At 36.9% G+C, this 14,957-nt stretch carries 13 protein-coding genes and 1 tRNA gene; 11 read left to right on the top strand and 3 right to left on the bottom strand.

Going from position 1 to position 14,957, the window contains the following annotated elements; translation table 11 throughout:
• Positions 1-372: 372 nt before the first annotated feature.
• From F9B76_RS06060 to F9B76_RS06050, 3 genes are read left to right on the top strand one after another with little or no spacing between them, the layout of a single operon-like run.
• Positions 373-1,047 (top strand): CsgG/HfaB family protein, encoded by a 675-nt coding sequence (locus tag F9B76_RS06060; RefSeq protein WP_159991304.1) that lies wholly within the window; start codon positions 373-375, stop codon positions 1,045-1,047.
• A 15-nt stretch (positions 1,048-1,062) separates the two neighbouring features.
• Positions 1,063-1,479, top strand: a complete 417-nt coding sequence (locus tag F9B76_RS06055) for a DUF4810 domain-containing protein (RefSeq protein WP_159991303.1) — start codon at positions 1,063-1,065, stop codon at positions 1,477-1,479.
• Positions 1,476-2,141, top strand: a complete 666-nt coding sequence (locus F9B76_RS06050; RefSeq protein WP_159991302.1) for a DUF799 domain-containing protein — start codon at positions 1,476-1,478, stop codon at positions 2,139-2,141. Before F9B76_RS06055 ends, F9B76_RS06050 begins: the two co-directional genes overlap by 4 nt.
• An 82-nt stretch (positions 2,142-2,223) precedes the next feature.
• Here the strand turns inward: F9B76_RS06050 and F9B76_RS06045 are convergent.
• A tRNA-Arg gene (locus tag F9B76_RS06045) sits at positions 2,224-2,298 on the bottom strand.
• A gap of 160 nt (positions 2,299-2,458) precedes the next feature.
• On the opposite strand from F9B76_RS06045, the gene F9B76_RS06040 reads away from it, so the two are divergent.
• A complete protein-coding gene (locus tag F9B76_RS06040; protein ID WP_159991301.1) occupies positions 2,459-2,950 on the top strand; it encodes a c-type cytochrome in 492 nt (163 codons plus the stop codon).
• A gap of 200 nt (positions 2,951-3,150) precedes the next feature.
• On the opposite strand, the gene gshA is transcribed toward F9B76_RS06040, so the two are convergent.
• The gene (gene gshA / locus F9B76_RS06035) at positions 3,151-4,713 is read right to left on the bottom strand and encodes a glutamate--cysteine ligase (RefSeq protein ID WP_159991300.1); all 1,563 of its coding nucleotides are present in this window, start codon (positions 4,711-4,713) and stop codon (positions 3,151-3,153) included.
• A gap of 316 nt (positions 4,714-5,029) precedes the next feature.
• Between gshA and metX the strand changes: the two genes are divergently transcribed.
• From metX to F9B76_RS06015, 4 genes are all read left to right on the top strand, one after another.
• Positions 5,030-6,184: a homoserine O-succinyltransferase MetX gene (metX, locus tag F9B76_RS06030; RefSeq protein WP_423805505.1), complete on the top strand. Its 1,155-nt coding sequence runs from the start codon at positions 5,030-5,032 to the stop codon at positions 6,182-6,184.
• 22 nt (positions 6,185-6,206) lie between these two features.
• Positions 6,207-6,782 (top strand): methionine biosynthesis protein MetW, encoded by a 576-nt coding sequence (gene metW / locus F9B76_RS06025; protein WP_159992132.1) that lies wholly within the window; start codon positions 6,207-6,209, stop codon positions 6,780-6,782.
• A 78-nt stretch (positions 6,783-6,860) separates the two neighbouring features.
• Positions 6,861-8,081, top strand: a complete 1,221-nt coding sequence (locus tag F9B76_RS06020; RefSeq protein WP_243140616.1) for an AmpG family muropeptide MFS transporter — start codon at positions 6,861-6,863, stop codon at positions 8,079-8,081.
• A gap of 117 nt (positions 8,082-8,198) precedes the next feature.
• The gene (locus F9B76_RS06015) at positions 8,199-9,032 is read left to right on the top strand and encodes a hypothetical protein (protein WP_159991298.1); all 834 of its coding nucleotides are present in this window, start codon (positions 8,199-8,201) and stop codon (positions 9,030-9,032) included.
• Between the two features lie 161 nt (positions 9,033-9,193).
• On the opposite strand, the gene F9B76_RS06010 is transcribed toward F9B76_RS06015, so the two are convergent.
• A complete protein-coding gene (locus F9B76_RS06010; protein WP_159991297.1) occupies positions 9,194-9,955 on the bottom strand; it encodes an EI24 domain-containing protein in 762 nt (253 codons plus the stop codon).
• Between the two features lie 304 nt (positions 9,956-10,259).
• Here F9B76_RS06010 and ilvD point away from each other — a divergent pair, with 304 nt between their 5' ends.
• From ilvD to rplU, 3 genes are all read left to right on the top strand, one after another.
• The gene (ilvD, locus tag F9B76_RS06005) at positions 10,260-12,125 is read left to right on the top strand and encodes a dihydroxy-acid dehydratase (protein ID WP_159991296.1); all 1,866 of its coding nucleotides are present in this window, start codon (positions 10,260-10,262) and stop codon (positions 12,123-12,125) included.
• A gap of 290 nt (positions 12,126-12,415) precedes the next feature.
• A complete protein-coding gene (locus F9B76_RS06000; RefSeq protein ID WP_159991295.1) occupies positions 12,416-14,419 on the top strand; it encodes an LTA synthase family protein in 2,004 nt (667 codons plus the stop codon).
• A 225-nt stretch (positions 14,420-14,644) separates the two neighbouring features.
• On the top strand, positions 14,645-14,956 hold the full coding sequence (rplU, locus tag F9B76_RS05995) for a 50S ribosomal protein L21 (protein WP_023950718.1): 312 nt from the start codon (positions 14,645-14,647) through the stop codon (positions 14,954-14,956).
• Position 14,957: the final 1 nt, after the last annotated feature.

Genomic DNA, 14,957 nt, shown 5'->3' with positions numbered 1-14,957 from the left:
TCAGATTAGTGCTTATTTTTTTATTAACGAAATTTTACAAGAAAAAGAGTAATTTTTATTAACTTGTATGGATATTATTTGCATCTGCATTATAAGTAAACATAAATTATCAATATCCATTAAGCTATTTTTATTATAAATAATATGGTGATTAATGATCGTTATTTCCTTATTATTTAGGGTTAATCGTATAACTATTCTTATTTTTTATAGAGGGAGCGGATGGAATAGCTTTTTAGTGTAACTACTTACTGTTATTTCACTCTTATTTATTTTAAATAAGAATAGTAATTATATAGTAAATATTTATAATTTATTGAAAATTATGGTAATATTTGATGAGTATTTATTCTTTTAATAGAGGCAATGAAAATGAAAAAATTATCAAAATTCGCTTTAGGTGGTCTTGTTGTTGTATTAGCAGGTTGTGCAACAGAAAGCTTTAAATCTGTTGAAACACAGCAAGTAGCAAGTGCTGCAACAGCGAGTCAATATCATGGTGTTCGTAGCCCCATTGCCGTGGGTAAATTTGATAATCGCTCAGGTTATCAACAAGGTATTTTCTCAAATGGTAATAATCAAGTTGGCAACCAAGCTAAAACTATTTTAGTCACTCACTTACAACAAACAGGTCGTTTTAATGTACTTGATCGTACCAATATGGATGAAATCAAAACAGAAGCGGGTATCCGTGGTAAGGGGCAAAAACTCAAAGGTGCTAACTATGTGATTACGGGTGATGTGACTGAATTTGGTCGTAAAGAAGTAGGTGATCGTCAGTTATTTGGTCTTTTAGGTCGTGGTAAAACACAGGTGGCTTATGCTAAAGTGAGTCTCAATGTGGTGGACGTTACATCTTCTGAAGTTGTGTACTCTTCACAAGGTGCAGGTGAATATCAATTATCTAACCGTGAAGTAGTGGGTTTTGGTGGTACATCAGGTTATGATGCAACATTAAGTGGTAAGGTACTTGATTTGGCGATTCGTGAAGCTGTTGATAAATTAGTTAATGGTATCGAAAGTGGTGCGTGGAATCCTGTACGCTAAGACTGGGGATAATAAATGAAAAAATTATGGTTACTCCCCCTTATTTTATCTTTAGCCGCTTGCGCAAGTGGCCCTGAAAACTTGTATTCTTGGGGAACTTATCCAAGCGATATGTATAAAGGAATGCAAAGTGAACTCTCTCCTGATGAACAGATTGGTCGTTTAGAAAAATATATTGAACAAACGACATCAGGGGGTAAAAATGTTGCTCCTGGTGCTTATGCGCAATTAGGTCTTTTGTATTCTGAAATAGGGAAACAAGAGTTGGCGAGAAGTGCATTTTTAAAAGAGCAAGAGCTTTTCCCGGAGTCTGCTCAATTTATGAGTTTCTTGCTTAAAGATAAAGCCAAAATGGATACACCGACAGAAGATAAACCTGTTGCTAAAAAAGTATCAGCAAAAACCAAGAAAAAGGGAGGGGCTAAAAAATGAAAAAACGTTTTTGGATAGCCTTAGCGGGTCTTTTATTATTAACAGCCTGCGCATCAAATAGACAGGCTTATGATTACACTGCTTTTCAAACGAGTAATCCTGCTTCTATTTTAGTATTACCGCCTATTAATGAGTCGCCAGATGTTGCTGCATCAAATAGTGTACTGACGAATACGGTATATCCATTGGCAGAATCAGGCTATTATGTGTTCCCGGTTGAAGTGGTTAAACAAGCTTTTCGTCATAATGGTTTAGATGTTCCTAACGATATTCATGCCATTCCACTTGATAAGCTACAAGAGGTGTTTGGTACAGATGCTGTACTCTATATTACAGTAACAGAGTATGGTACAAGTTATCGTGTTGTACAAAGTGGTACTGATGTAGCTGCTAATGCTAGACTCGTAGATGCACGTACAGGTGCTACTTTATGGACAGGTTCAGCAAGAGCTTCTTCTAATGAGGGTAACAATAATAGTAGTGGTAATATTATCGGTATGTTACTCACTGCGGTTATTCAGCAAATTGTAGAATCTGTGGCAGATAAAGGCTATGATATAGCAGGTGTTACAAGTAATCGTCTCTTATCGGCTAGTGTGACAGATGGTATTCTTTATGGCCCTCGTTCACCAAAATATTGGAAAAATCAGCCTAAGCAATAAATAATAGTGTTGATTAGATTAAACACCTCTATTGACAGTAAGTGAATAGAGGTGTTTTTTATATTTATTAATCTCTGTATAATGGCCTCTCCGACAGGAATCGAACCTGTATCAAGAGCTTCGGAAACTCTTATTCTATCCATTGAACTACGGAGAGTATTGCTCGCTATTGTATGACAAAAATAGGAAAACGTCTTATTAAAACCACTAAAAGGTAAATAATAATAGCAAAAAATTCAGGTATTTTGCAGAATAGCCTAGAGTAAAGTTATAATTGCTCAGTTATTTGTCATTTACTTTTATATTTAGGATAACTTATGAGCACAAATACGAATAAATCAGGCCCAACACTTATTAAACTTGCTTTGGCATTACTAGTACCAATTATTGTGATTGTTGCCTTGGTCAAATCTTTTAGCTCACCAGAGGCAGATCCTGCTTTATTAACACAAGAAGCCATTGAGAATCGTATTGCTCCTGTTGCTCAATACAATATTGGTGCTCCTCGTATTGTGGCTAAGCAAGATGAGGCAACTGGTCCTCTTACGGGTGAACAAGTTTATAAAAAACTTTGTATGTCCTGTCATGATGCAGGTTTAGCGGGTGCGCCTAAAAAGGGAGATGATGCAACATGGGCTCCTCGTATTGCACAGGGCGAAGAAACCGTTTATAAACATGCTATTTTGGGTTTAAATGGTATGCCAGCTAAAGGTGGTGATGCTTCATTGAGTGATTTAGAAGTGAAACGTGCCGTGGTGTATATGGTTAATGCTTCTGGTGGTCAATTTGCTGAACCAGCAGAAGAATAAAACGGGTAGATGTTGTAATGAGTAAAAAGGGTGGTTATGTACTGCCCTTTTTATATTTGTTTATATTATTTGTTTTCTGCTAGGGGATTGGGGGTCAGAAAAAGTTAATAGCTAATAATATAGAGAAATTAAAAACCTCTATAGGTATATAGAGGTTTCTGAATAAATTTTAATGGTAATTAAAAATTTACTATTAAGATTTAATTTAACTGTAAAGCATCAATGAACTGCTGAAGATATGCTTCAAAGCTAATATTATCGCTAGCTTCAATTTCTTTTTGTTTGATTAAACTATCTTGAACAGTTTGTGTAAGATGTTGGCGAACGGTATCAGATAAATCAACAGAGGCTAAATAATGAGAGGCCTGTTGACTTACTTTTAAGAAGGTTTCATTAAAGCTAGTATTAGACTGCTGCAACAGAGATAGCACTTGATGAGAAGGGCAAAGGGAAGCATCTAGTAACTTAGCTTTTTGGCGAGCAAGTGCTTGTGTATAATGGTGTGTTTGATAAGCGGTATCTAACGATTCTGCTACTGGTGCTAATTGTTCACATAACGAAATCCCCCAATCTTTCAGTAATACGGCTTTTCCGTGATCGCTAAGTTGTAAATTAGGTTTTCGTCCCATATTGACAACAGTATTAAAATTAAGGTTACTTTCAGTGCAATCACCAGAGCCACCAAAAAGAGGGCTTTCTTTAATAGCACAAAAAACTAAGAAGGTATCAAGGAAATAGCAGGTATCTGCATCAATTCCCAGTGGATCAAAGGGGTTAATATCAATACAACGAACCTCAATATATTGAATACCATGCTTGATGAGTGCTGTGACAGGACGTTCTCCTCGTCCATGTGTTCTTTTAGGACGGATAGTGCTATAGAATTCATTTTCTATTTGAAGTATATTGGTATTCAGTTGAATCCATTGCCCATTTTTTTGTGTCCCTATTTTTTCGTAAGCTGGCCAAGAAGTGGTAACGGCATCAACAATTAGTTTGGCAAAACCATGAATATCATTAAAGCACGATTTTAATTGTGCTTGAGTATCATTTTTATAGCCTAAATCACTCATGCGCAAACTGGTTGCCCATGGAAGATAATAGGTATGGTCTTGTCCTTCAAATAAAGGTTTGAGAAAAGATTTTTGCTGTTCGTCTAAGAATGAACCATTGATAGCAGGTGATGCACCAAAGAGATACATTAATAACCAAGCATAGCGTCTAAAGTTACGAATAAGCCCCATATAGCCATTATTCTGGCGATCTTGATGTGTCCCTCCTGATAAGGGCAGTATATCCCATAAGGCATCTGGTACTGAAAAGTTATAGTGAAGTCCTGCAATACATTGCATTTTTTTACCATAACGAACTGCTAGGCCTTGACGATAGACATGGCGTAATTTACCCGAATTAGAAGAACCATACTGAGCAATGGGAATATCTTCTTCTTTGGGTAACTCGCATGGCATAGATTGTCCCCATAAAATTTGATCGGGGATATTTTGTTGTACAAATGTATGTACTTCAAGTAATTGTTGTCGTAATGCCTCTACAGATGGTTGTGGATCTGTGATGATTTCGAGTAGTGATTCAGAGTAATCTGTGGTGATATAAGGGTGTGTAAGTGCTGACCCTAGTACAATAGGATGTGGTGTCTGAGAAAAATATCCTGTATTATCAAGACGTATGGTTTCTCTTTCAATCCCTCGCTGAAGTTGAGAAAGCAAGGGAAGGTATTGTTGAAGGTTTGTAGTAGTCAGCACGATTCACCCTAAATAGAATAATAATTAATAGGGCTATAAAAAAGCCCTGTTTGCCAAGAGGATAAGACGAAAATATGTTCGTGTTTTCCTTTTAAAGAAGCCTTAAATAACGTTATGAATAGTTTAAACGTAAATATTAATTTCTCTTATAAGAAATTTTGTCGTTTTTAAGGCTTATTCGTCAAGTCCAAAAAGCACTATCCAAAATTTTCTTCTATTTTAAATGAGATTCAGAAATAAGTAATGTAAAACCTTAGAAAATATGGTTACATAATGGTAGAATCATATAATATTAAAAATACTTTTGATGATTACTATGTCGCAGAATTCTGTTGGTTATGTACGCCCAGTTATGCTTGATTTCAAAGAACCTTTGGTTTTATCAAGCGGGCAAGTTGTTGAGAATTATCAGCTAGCGGTTGAAACATATGGCATATTAAATGCGCAAGCAAGTAATGCCGTATTGATTTGCCATGCTTTAAATGCCTCTCATCATGTGGCAGGAATAAATCCTGATACACAAGAAATCGGTTGGTGGGATAATATGGTTGGTCCAGGAAAACCGCTAGATACGAATAAGTTTTTTGTGATTGGTATTAATAACCTTGGCTCTTGTTTTGGTTCAACAGGGCCTGCAAGTATTAATGCCAAAACGGGTAAGCCGTGGGGATCTGATTTTCCCGTGATGGCGGTTGAAGATTGGGTAAATGCACAGCTTCGGGTAGCGGATTATTTTGGGATTAAACGTTTTGCTGCCGTAATGGGAGGATCATTAGGGGGTATGCAAGCATTAAGCTGGGCGATACAATATCCAGATCGTTTAGGACATTGTATTGTCATTGCTAGTACGCCAGGGTTATCCGCACAGAATATTGCTTTTAATGAGGTAGCGAGACGAGCGATTATTACAGATCCTGAATTTTATCAAGGGCATTATTATGATTATCAAACAGTACCGAAAAGAGGTTTATCTGTTGCACGAATGATTGGGCATATTACTTATCTTTCTGATGATGATATGGCAGAAAAATTTGGTCGAGATCGTCGCAATAAAGCCGAAAATGGACAATATCAATACGGTTATGATATTGAGTTTGAGGTAGAATCTTATCTTCGTTACCAAGGGGAAAAGTTTTCTAAGTATTTTGATGCGAATACCTATTTATCGATTACAAAAGCCTTAGATTATTTTGATCCTGCACGTCAATATGGTAATGGTAATTTACATCAAGCCTTAGCAGGGGTACAAGCCAAATTTCTGATAGTATCATTTACGACAGACTGGCGTTTTCCGCCTGAACGTTCGCGTGAGTTAGTAAAAGCCTTATTAAAAAATAAGCGAGACGTGATTTATGCTGAAATTGATGCCCCTCATGGACATGATGCGTTCTTATTAGATGATCCAACCTATCATCGAGTGGTTCGTGCTTATTTTGAACGTATTGCTACCCAATTAACACAAGGAGTTTAAGGTGAATTTACATAACTCAGTGATGCGCCCTGACCTACAGCGTATTGCTTCATGGATAGAGTCAGGCTCTCGTGTACTAGACTTGGGCTGTGGTATGGGTACGCTCTTAAAACATCTTAAAGAAGAAAAACAAGTCGATGGTATTGGTGTAGAAATTGATAATGAGCGAGTGATTGCTTGTATTACTAAAGGGGTAAATGTTATCCAACAAAACCTTGAAGATGGTTTAGCCCTTTTTGATGACCAACAGTTTGATGTAGTGGTGCTTTCACAAACATTACAAGCGATGTTAAATACGGAACATATCCTAAAAGAAATGGCGCGTGTAGCAAAGCGTGGTGTAGTTTCTTTCCCTAACTTTGGACATTGGACGCATTGGTGGTCTATCTTTAAGGGAACAATGCCCGTTACAGGACAAATGCCTTATGAATGGTATAACACGCCGAATATTCACCTTTGTACCTTAAAAGATTTTGAGTCTTTAGCACAAAAGCTAGGGCTTAAAGTATTAGAGCGAAGCACTTTCAATGAAGGTAAAGAAATCAGTATATTACCGGGGTGGCGCAGTACCTTAGCTTTATACCATTTTCAATCGTAGTACATGATGAAGTATCCCATCTATCGGCAGTTTGGATTGTTGGTGATTTTTATAATAACTTTATAGAGAATTATAAATATGTCTTTTAAACAATATTTTAGTCCCACTATGGGATCCCTTTTGTTATTAGGTATTGCCAGTGGATTGCCGTTAGCACTAACAGGCGGTACACTCCAGGCATGGGCAACGGTTTCAGAGGTCTCCCTTAAACAGATTGGCTTTTTAACCTTAGTTGGAATGGCTTATACCTTTAAGTTTTTATGGGCACCTTTTATTGACCGTTATGTCCCTCCTCTATTTGGGCGACGTAAGGGGTGGATGATCCTAACACAGATTCTATTGGGGATCGTGCTGATAGGTATGGGGTTATTAAATCCTCAACAAAATTTAATTTGGTTAGCCTTATTAGCCACTATTGTTGCTTTTTTATCAGCCACACAAGATATTGCTTTTGATGCCTATAGTACAGAAGTCCTTGATAAAGAAGAACGAGCATCGGGAGCAGCTATTAGAACATTGGGCTATCGTATTGGTATGATTGTCTCTGGCGGTCTAGCCATGGTTATCGCTGAACGTTGGCTAGGTTGGGGCGGTATGTATATGCTGATGGGGTGTTTTATGTTTGTGTTTGCCTTTGTGAGCATGCTATCGCCTGATACTAAATATAATCAAGCGCCACGAACATTAGAAGAAGCGTTTATTGTTCCTTTTAAAGAGTTTTTCTCTCGACCAGAGGCATGGGCAATTTTATTATTAATTATTCTGTATAAATTAGGGGATGCTTTTGCAAGTGCGTTGTCAACAACCTTTTTAATTCGAGGCGCAGGTTTTTCAGCGGAAACTGTAGGTTGGGTTAATAAAATTTTGGCTGTTATTGCAACCATTGTAGGTGCTTTATTTGGTGGGGCTATTCTTTCTAAATTAGGTCTGTATCGTGCGTTAATGCTATTTGGTATTTTACAGGCATTATCAAACCTGGCTTATTGGTTAGTAGCGGTAATTCCTCAAAATCTTCCTGTTATGGCATTTGCCATTGGTTTTGAAAATCTTTGTGGCGGTATGGGTACGGCTGCTTTTGTTGCCTTGATTATGGGACTATGTAATATTAAATATACTGCTACACAGTTTGCCTTATTATCAGCATTATCAACCGTTGGGCGTGTGTTTTTGGCTGGTCCTTTAACCCCACCTATTGTGAATACGATGGGGTGGGCAAATTTCTTTTTATTAACGGTCTTTATTGCTATACCGGGGTTAGTGTTATTGCGTTTGTATCGACAACGTATTGAGGCGATTTAAAAGAATATGCTTGCTGTAAATAGAAATCCTTTAAAGTGGTATTAAGAAACGGAAGTTTCCGTTTTTTACTACCGCTATGTGGTTTTGCTTATTTTTCTTTTTTAAATTGTGATCTACATGAAAAAATTTACATTGATTGCTCTTGTTTTATCTTTGTTTTGCCTTGTGGCTTTTGAAGATAACCAAGAGAGGAAAGATGAAGAATATAATTATGAGAAATATAAAACGACCTCTTTATTGAAATATAGTTCTCAGACGGAAGAAGAAACAAAACAAAATCAAATTATAACGGTAGAAAGTGATACGTTTATTCTACCCAATCCTGATGGTGCTTACAAAGTTGATTTTTCTAAAGTAGATTCAGCACAGGTTAAAATAGAGATAGATAAGCAATTAGCTGTAGGAGTGGAGCAGCGTATTTTATTAGCAGCTTATATATTTCCTCCTCCAGAGCCTTATTGGGTTAAAAATTGTAGTAGGGTTCCGGCAGGACGATATATAGGGAAGCGTTGTTCTGATACGTTGATGCAAAAGGGAATAGCAAAAGCCTGTTATATAGCTGATGTATCTTTATATTCTAACTTGCTTCATAAGATGTTTGAACCGTTGGTGAAATCAAAGCCTCAAAAAGAGAAAGAAATAAGAAAAGACATAGGTGATGCATTTATTAGACAACAAAAAGAAAACATACACCAAACAGCATCCCATGTCTTTGCAGAGGGTGAAGACTACATTGTTTATAAGGTAAGCTCTGGAAGTCTTGCCATGGAAGGGGTGGCTTCTTTGGTTAATGCTAAGCTTATTTTAAACGGTAGGGTATTTTCTACTTGGTGTAAGGATAAGACTTTAGATTATCTTTATTCTCCTGCCTCTATTGAAAAATGGGAATCTGAAACGATGGTTAAATGGATAGAAAAAATTATTCAGGCAAATAAGGAAAGCAGTGAATAGTTTGAATGAGTATGACTATATAAGCAAAAAAGTAATGTAATTTTATTCTTTTTTAAAACAAATGATTTTTTGATACTATACCGTTATGGTAGAACTTATATATATATCGATAGAAGAAAAGTATTAAGGCGATTTCATCAGAAAACCGCCTTACATCTGTATTACTGTGCTGGAGGGATAGACTGTATAACCGTCTCACGATAATGTTCCAGTGCAGATAAGCCAAAGTGTGTGCAAAGAATAATTGAAAAAACAGGCACAACAAATCCCATAAAGGGGATTAGGGTTAATAAAGCACAAATAAAGCCTATTCCCCAAAATTCTTTCTTATAATGTGTCAGAATATATTGACGTTCTTGTGCTGTAGCATGTTCTACAATGGCATCAACTTGTGACATGTGGGAAAAGGCATAGGCAGCCCAGAAAAGGGGTAAAACAATAGGCATTAAGGGGAAAAACCAAAGAGGAAGTGTAATTAACCACCCAAAAACAAAAATAAGAGAAACTTTAACGGCATTCGCAATACTAACAGTATTGGCATTTTGCCCCTTTTTAGCGAGATGAGGAAAATAGGCTTTACTAATATATTTCACGGCAATCGGTGTCACAATAATTGCTGCTGCCGCTAAACCAATCACCACACCTATAGCAGATAAACTAATAAAAGAAAGTAGGCTATTTACACTAGAAGTAAGCATAAATAAAAAACTATCACCCCCACCATTTTGTAGTTGCTCAAACCAACGCCAACCACTTAATTGTGCTAATAACCAATCACTTAATGGTGTCCATGCAAAAGACCATAAAATAATCATGCTAAAGATAGCAATAAGAAAAGGTAATAAAATGGCTAAAAGCATTTTAGGGTGCATTTGAATGGCTAAGCCTTGGGTTAATGAGGTAGAAATGCGTGGAATCGCCATAGAGGATAGACCTATAAAAGAGAGTTAATTACCAATTCCTCAATTTTAATGTACTCAATGAAGATATTCAAATTTCATTTGTATAGATACGATAGTGATAAAAAGTAATGGTAAAAATACTTATTAAAAATAGCCCTTAATATAGAGAGGAGGAATAAGTAGGCTGATCTTTATAAAAATGAGTAAGATTACAAAGTATTTTTGCTATGGTACAATCAAAAACACTCTTTATATCTGAATAAAGAAGTTTATTATTTTAGATAAAAACTAATTTTACTTATCTGTTCTTAGGGAAGTCATTTGTATGCCTGCTTATCGTTCAAAAACCTCTACACATGGTCGTAATATGGCTGGTGCTCGTGCTTTATGGCGAGCCACTGGTGTAAAAGATGATGATTTTGGAAAACCCATTATTGCGGTAGTAAATTCTTTTACGCAATTTGTGCCGGGTCATGTTCATTTAAAAGATATGGGGCAATTAGTTGCTCGTCAAATTGAACAAGCAGGTGGTTTAGCCAAAGAATTTAATACCATTGCTATTGATGATGGTATTGCGATGGGGCATAGTGGTATGCTTTATTCTTTACCTTCACGCGATCTTATTGCTGACTCAGTAGAGTATATGGTAAATGCGCACTGTGCTGATGCTATGGTCTGTATTTCTAACTGTGACAAAATTACCCCCGGTATGTTGATGGCGGCGTTCCGTCTCAATATTCCTACTATTTTTGTATCGGGTGGTCCTATGGAAGCAGGTAAAGTACAAGCACCAGATTCGGAACATGTGATTAAGTTAGACCTTGTTGATGCCATGATTATGGCAGCCGATCCTAATGTGACTGATGAAGAAACAGATACTGTAGAACGCAGTGCTTGTCCAACCTGTGGTTCTTGTTCAGGTATGTTTACAGCTAATTCTATGAATTGCCTAACGGAAGCATTAGGTTTATCTCTGCCAGGTAATGGTACAGTTGTAGCGACTCATGCAAGTCGTAAGGGATTGTTTGAGCAGGCAGGTCGTCTGATTGTTGATATTACTAAACGATATTATGAGCAAGATGATGCGAGTGTTCTTCCTCGTTCAATAGCGACAAAATCAGCGTTTGAAAATGCGATGGTGCTTGATGTCGCTATGGGGGGATCAACCAATACGGTTCTACACTTATTAGCAGCAGCACAAGAGGCGGGTGTGGATTTTACAATGAAAGATATTGATGCGATTTCTCGTCGTGTTCCTTGCTTATGTAAAGTCGCACCAGCAACTAATCAATATCATATTGAAGATGTTCACCGGGCAGGTGGTATTCTTGGTATTCTTGCAGAATTAAATCGTGCAGGTTTAATTCATACAAATGTTAATAATATCCATAGTGGTACATTGGGGAATGCGATTGAACACTGGGATGTTAAAGGGGATCAACCATCTGATGAAATACTTCAGTTTTATCGAGCCTCACCCGGTGGTATTCCAACACAAACCGCCTTTAGCCAGAATCGCTTTTATAAAACCTTAGACGTAGATCGCCAAAATGGTTGTATCCGTGATAAAGCACATGCATATTCTCAAGATGGTGGGTTAGCCGTGTTATATGGTAATGTGGCGGAGAATGGCTGTATTGTTAAAACGGCAGGTGTTGATGAAAGTATCCTAAAATTTACCGGTAAAGCAGTCGTATTTGAGAGCCAAGAAGAGGCAACAGCAGGTATCTTAGGCGATAAAGTAAAAGAGGGAGATGTTGTTATTATCCGCTATGAAGGCCCTAAAGGCGGTCCCGGTATGCAAGAGATGCTTTATCCGACTTCTTATCTAAAATCAAAAGGATTAGGTGCAAAAGCGGCGCTTTTAACAGATGGCCGTTTTTCTGGTGGTTCTTCGGGGTTAGTGATTGGTCATGCATCACCAGAAGCCGCAGAGGGAGGAAATATCGCATTGGTGGAAGATGGTGATGAAATACAGATTGATATTCCTAACCGTATTATTCATCTTGCGATTTCTGATGAAGAGTTAGCCGCTCGCCGTGCTAAGATGGAAGCTAAAGGTGATCGGGCATGGAAACCTGAAAACCGAGAACGTCATGTCTCTGTTGCTTTACAAGCATATGCAGCTATGGCAACATCAGCAGATAAAGGGGCTGTGCGTGATTTAAATCAATTAAAACGATTGAAATAAGAGAGAGGGGCATTGTTAAACAATGCCCTTTTTATTTGAGTAGGGTACAATAAGCCTCAGTTAAAATTAAATACTTTATATTTAAGTTGTTATATTGAGGTGGATAAATAATCATAATACGCGTAAAAGTGATTTTGTGCAGATACCCTTATCTATAGGAAAGGGGTGGTATTTGCCATAATGTCATGATGAAAGCGTAATAAGTGTATTGATTTATTGTGATAATAACGTAAATTGTTTAAATAAAATTATTTATCTTATTCATTATAAATAAGGTTTTTTTCATGTATATGATGTTATTGATTCCTATCATAGGCATTTTTATTTATCAGGGTATTCTTTTAAGTCTTAATCGTTATGCGATGGTTAAGACTTTTGTTCCGCATGAAATTGTTACTGAGCAGTCAGTAGCCATGAAGCGAATGTATCTCTTAGGAATGCGATTTGATTTAAAAATACTCTCTATCTTAATTGGATTACCCTTATTTTTAGTTACCGTATGTCTATCGATGATGGGAGGGCAGTGGATTGAGCAATATCTTTCTACTATTGCCTTAGGTTTGGCAATTATTGTGTTTTTACTCTGTTTGCTGGTTAATGGTGTGGTTGTTACTAACTATTATTATTTTAAAACCTACCAAAATCACTATGATATTTTTATGTTTGGTTTGGTAGAGGATGATACCAAGGCAGTGATAAAAAATATTATAGATGATTACCCTGTGATTCGTTTATTAATAGGGATAGTGATAAGTGCCTTATTACCTGCTATTTTTCTTTATAACAGTGTGTATTATCAAATATTTGCGATTGAGAATAGTTGGTTGCAAGTATTAGTGGGATTAGCAGCCTTTATGCTTTGGATACTCTTAGCAAGGGGGACTTTACGTTCTCGTCCTTTAGGTATAGGGCATGCACAAGTGTGTTCGGTAGGTGTTATTAATAAAATGGTTCCCAATGGGCTAACGGCAATGGGCTGGGCTTTTATGGCAAGAAAGCTCGATATTTCATTCAAAGAGGTAACAGAAGAAGAGGGAATGGTATTATTAGCCAAAATGGGGGTAGATAAACGTTTTTATGCACAAACAGAGCAAAATGAATATCTCGCTGAAAATCGTCCTCATGTGGTATTTGCCTTAATGGAAAGTATGGGATCGAATATATGGGTATATGATGATCCTATACATAATGATTTACTAGGAAGTTTACGTCCTTTCACAGAAAAAAGTTTTTTATTTAAACGATTTTGTGCGGAATATAATGGCACAGCCCCTAGTTTGGCCAATATTTTTTTTCATAGTCATGTACAGAATATTAGTCAATCAGTGGCACAGGATAAGTCCTTAGCAGAAACACCATTTAAGGTATATAAAGCAAAAGGTTATAAAACGGTCTTTATTACGGCTGGTAATATCATGTGGCGTAATTTATCCAATTATTTACCGCTTCAAGGGGTAGATAGGGTTTATGATCAAAATGATATTATGGACTTATTCCCTGAGGCAAAAGAGACACTTTCCTATTGGGGAATTGCCGATGAATATGGGTTTAAACTGATTGAAAAATTATTGCAAGAAAGCCAAGAGCCTTTATTTATTAGCTTTTTATCGATTACCAACCACCCTCCATACACTGTACCTGCCTCTTATACGGTGAAAAAGATTAATGCAGAATGTTTACAGCAACGCTATGGCAAAGATAATCATGAGCGAGCAGCCATGTTAGGGACATATCAATATGCGTGTAATGCCTTAGGGCAGTTTATGCAAAAAATTAGTGAGCATCAAGTATTAGGGGATAAAACAATTATTGCTGCAACAGGTGATCACCATGTAAGAAATGTTTTTGTGGATAATCCTAAAGAGGGCTTTTTATCAAAAGCAGTCCCTTTTTTATTACATCTGCCTGATTCATTAAAGGCAACACTGAATATTCATTTTGATAAAGAGAGAATAGGTTCTCATAAAGATATTATGCCAACACTGTATGCCGTCAGTTTATCGCAGGCTACTTATTGGCATGCGTGTGGACAAAACTTATTGGGAAGTAAAGAGCAGACGGCTTTTGCGTTTGCCAGTAGTGTGGGTGCTTGTTATGCCGATAAAGAGGGTGTTGTTGATACAAGTGTTCAACCGTTTATTATGCATCAATGGGATGGGGATAGTTTATACCTAAAAAGAGAGGATAATTTAGTACCTGTAGATAGTCAGGAAAAAATAAATGCTTATCAGGATTTCCTTGTGTGGCAGACTAACTATTTAGTGATGCAAGCAACACGAGAGGTTAAGGTATAAATATATTTTTTGATGGATATATTGATTTTAATATGATAGTAATCACCGCGATACCTTATGTTTTTTGAACGATCAAGAGAAAAGTAGTCGTAAAAAGATTATAAAATAATAGAGTGTTGTTATTCTAACTATAATTAATTGACTTTAAAAGATTTTTTTGTTAAATTAGAGGGCTAGCCAAGTTTTGGCTAGTTTTCTTTAATTTATTTTTGAGGTTAACCCAATATGTACGCGGTCATAAAAACCGGCGGCAAGCAATATCGCGTTGCCCAAGGTCAAAAACTTAAGGTAGAACAGATACCAGCAGACATCGGGCAAGAAATCTCGCTAGATCAAGTTTTATCAGTAGGCGAAGGTGAGTCTTTAAAAGTAGGCACACCATTAGTTGCTGGTGCTGTGGTAAAAGCAAAGGTTCTTGCACATGGTCGTCACGATAAAGTGAAAATTTTCAAAATGCGTCGCCGTAAGCACTATCAAAAACGCCAAGGCCATCGCCAAAATTACACTCAAATCGTTATCGAATCTATCGCAGCTTAAT

The sequence above is a fragment of the Pelistega ratti genome, from assembly GCF_009833965.1.
GTDB lineage: Bacteria > Pseudomonadota > Gammaproteobacteria > Burkholderiales > Burkholderiaceae_B > Taylorella > Taylorella ratti.
This window is presented reverse-complemented; position numbering and strand designations above follow the sequence as displayed.

Excerpts from the sequence above, each read along its gene's own strand:
- F9B76_RS06060 (WP_159991304.1), top strand. The coding sequence starts at position 373 with ATGAAAAAATTATCAAAATTCGCTTTAGGTGGTCTTGTTGTTGTATTA.
- F9B76_RS06055 (WP_159991303.1), top strand. The coding sequence starts at position 1,063 with ATGAAAAAATTATGGTTACTCCCCCTTATTTTATCTTTAGCCGCTTGC.
- F9B76_RS06050 (WP_159991302.1), top strand. The coding sequence starts at position 1,476 with ATGAAAAAACGTTTTTGGATAGCCTTAGCGGGTCTTTTATTATTAACA.
- F9B76_RS06040 (WP_159991301.1), top strand. The coding sequence starts at position 2,459 with ATGAGCACAAATACGAATAAATCAGGCCCAACACTTATTAAACTTGCT.
- metX (WP_423805505.1), top strand. The coding sequence starts at position 5,030 with ATGTCGCAGAATTCTGTTGGTTATGTACGCCCAGTTATGCTTGATTTC.
- metW (WP_159992132.1), top strand. The coding sequence starts at position 6,207 with ATGCGCCCTGACCTACAGCGTATTGCTTCATGGATAGAGTCAGGCTCT.
- F9B76_RS06020 (WP_243140616.1), top strand. The coding sequence starts at position 6,861 with ATGTCTTTTAAACAATATTTTAGTCCCACTATGGGATCCCTTTTGTTA.
- F9B76_RS06015 (WP_159991298.1), top strand. The coding sequence starts at position 8,199 with ATGAAAAAATTTACATTGATTGCTCTTGTTTTATCTTTGTTTTGCCTT.
- F9B76_RS06010 (WP_159991297.1), bottom strand. The coding sequence starts at position 9,955 with ATGGCGATTCCACGCATTTCTACCTCATTAACCCAAGGCTTAGCCATT.
- ilvD (WP_159991296.1), top strand. The coding sequence starts at position 10,260 with ATGCCTGCTTATCGTTCAAAAACCTCTACACATGGTCGTAATATGGCT.
- F9B76_RS06000 (WP_159991295.1), top strand. The coding sequence starts at position 12,416 with ATGATGTTATTGATTCCTATCATAGGCATTTTTATTTATCAGGGTATT.
- rplU (WP_023950718.1), top strand. The coding sequence starts at position 14,645 with ATGTACGCGGTCATAAAAACCGGCGGCAAGCAATATCGCGTTGCCCAA.